2 protein-coding genes are annotated in these 2,200 nt (G+C 45.3%); both read right to left on the bottom strand.

The annotated features are described in order from the left end of the window. Positions 1-280 precede the first annotated feature (280 nt). On the bottom strand, positions 281-1,456 hold the full coding sequence (locus LIZ87_RS21990) for an IS91 family transposase (protein ID WP_227149216.1): 1,176 nt from the start codon (positions 1,454-1,456) through the stop codon (positions 281-283). After that, positions 1,453-2,200, bottom strand: a 748-nt coding sequence (locus LIZ87_RS21985) for a tyrosine-type recombinase/integrase (protein ID WP_227149215.1), incomplete at its 5' end; no start/stop codon positions are given. The genes LIZ87_RS21990 and LIZ87_RS21985, both read right to left, overlap by 4 nt.

Raw genomic sequence — 2,200 nt, 5'->3', positions numbered from 1 at the left:
AAATCGTTAAGGAAAGAATCGAAGGTGGTGCAAACGAAAAAGCAGCTCCAAAATCTCTCTGATAACTGCCCTTTCGTTTGCATCAGTTTCGATTTTTCCTGGTTGAACAAAGCGCGTCCGGGTATGAGATATATATGGGTTTTCAATCCTGGCACTTCTGTACTTGAGTATACCATAACAGGAAGATAAAATATAGAGGTTATCCTGAACACCCATGTTTTGGGCACCGCAAACAAGCCTCCAGAGGAAGCTGTTTTGAAAAATATCCAGTTAACGGTATTTAACACCGCATATGTGGTATAGGTTTTGCATAATACCTGTCAGGCAGCAAGGGAATGATATTTCCGCCGCAGGATGAACATTTGCAGACATCCTTGTTATAAAGCAGCTTAATTATGGCAGGGGCATGAAGATCTTTAAACCTGGAAATATACTTCTTGCAGCCGAGAAGATTACGGCATAAAGTTATCTTTTTACTTTTGTTGCGGGAAGCCAAAAGACCATAATGGCGCATACGGACAAAACGTTTGGGAGGAACATGCATTAGAAATCTCCGGATGAATTCTTCCCCGGAAAGGGTAAGTTCTGTCCACTGCCCTTTATTTTTATAATTCTTAACCGTAAAGGTGACCTCCGTGTCTGTCATACTTTTTATGCGGTAGTTGCTGATGGCAATCCGGTGAGTATACTTGCCCAAATATTTGATAACGGATTCCGCACCACGAAACGGCTTTTTACAATAAGGGATCCATTCCTTCGCATAGCACGTGTCCAAAAGTTCTTTGAAAGTATCATGATTTTTGTAGGGTTTAGCAGTGCCGTGGAATGCCAGCCTTTTGTCAGACCATAGCTGTTTTAATTCAGAGAGATATTTCCCACGGAAAACTTTGGAAATGACCTTGACAGGAAGGAAAAAGTCTTCGCCATGATCTTTCCATTGGCTCTTGGAATCAAGCCCGCCGCCAAGCACAATGGCATGGATATGTGGATGGAAATTCATTGCGCTTCCCCAAGTGTGGAGGATACAGATATATCCGATATCGGCCCCAAGATATTTTTTGTCAGAAGAAAGACCGCTTAATGTATCGGAGGCTGCATGATACAATGCATTATAAAGCAGCTTCTGGTTACTGTATATGACAGGATTCAATTCTTCCGGAACAGTAAACACCACATGAAAGTATGGGGCATCCAGTATGTCCTCCCTGCGGGCATCAACCCATTTTTCCCTGGGGAGTTCCTGGCACATGGGACAGCACCTGTCCCGGCAGGAATTATAGTGGATGGAAATACAGCCGCAGCCGCTGCAGACACTTACGTTAACGCCGAAAGCACCGGTCTTGCAGTTCATGATGTGATAAGCTGCCTTCCGTTGCAGGGCAGAGAGATTATGGGCCTTTTCAAAACCGTGATAAAATCTGTTGAAAACATCCTGTATTGAACAGCTGCCACTCATGGTTGACCGCCTTCCGGATGGTCGAAAGGGCTGCGGATGCCAAGAAGCGTTTTATTACTTACATGCAGATATACATCTGTAGAACGGGGATCAACATGACCAAGAAGAGACTGGATATATTTGATATCCACTCCGCTCTCGAATAAATGGCTGGCAAAGCTGTGACGGCAGGCATGGGAAGATACGCGGCGTGTAATGCCGGCTTTTTTTGCGCTTGCCTTGAAAAACTGATTGACGCTTGCAATATCAAGGTAATCACCAGTCCATGAACTTGGGAAGAGAATCCCTTTGGGCCTGCCGCACTGAAACCAGTATTCCGTAAGCAGGCCGAGATTCCTCTGGGAAAGGACCGTGTATCTGTCGGTACGGCCTTTTGTTTCCCGGACATGAATGGTCATGTTTGTACGTGAAATGTCATCATAGTGCAGATGGACAGCCTCAGACACACGCAGGCCGGAAGAATACATGGTAGCGATAATGGCCTTGTGCTTAAGATTGGAAGTGGCATCAATAATAGCATTGATTTCCTGCAGAGTAAGGACAGCGGGAAGATGCCGCTCACGCTTCATTGCCGGGACTTCCTCATCATCCCAGGCAATCTTTAAGACTCTTTTATAGAGAAACTTGATGGAAGAACGGTAATGATTGTGAGTTTCGGGAGATCTGCCCTGAAGACGTTTCGTGGTAAGAAAGGCATCAGCATCCCCAAGCGTGAGGTCAGTAACAGGCTTATTGGTGTAGCGC

Source organism: Lacrimispora sp. 210928-DFI.3.58, from assembly GCF_020554865.1.
GTDB lineage: Bacteria > Bacillota > Clostridia > Lachnospirales > Lachnospiraceae > Enterocloster.
The sequence above is the reverse complement of the archived record's forward strand: the minus strand, read 5'-3'. Positions and strand labels throughout refer to the sequence as shown.

Bases quoted from the DNA above. Each gene is read 5' to 3' on its own strand.
- LIZ87_RS21990 (WP_227149216.1), bottom strand. From the start codon at position 1,456: ATGAGTGGCAGCTGTTCAATACAGGATGTTTTCAACAGATTTTATCAC.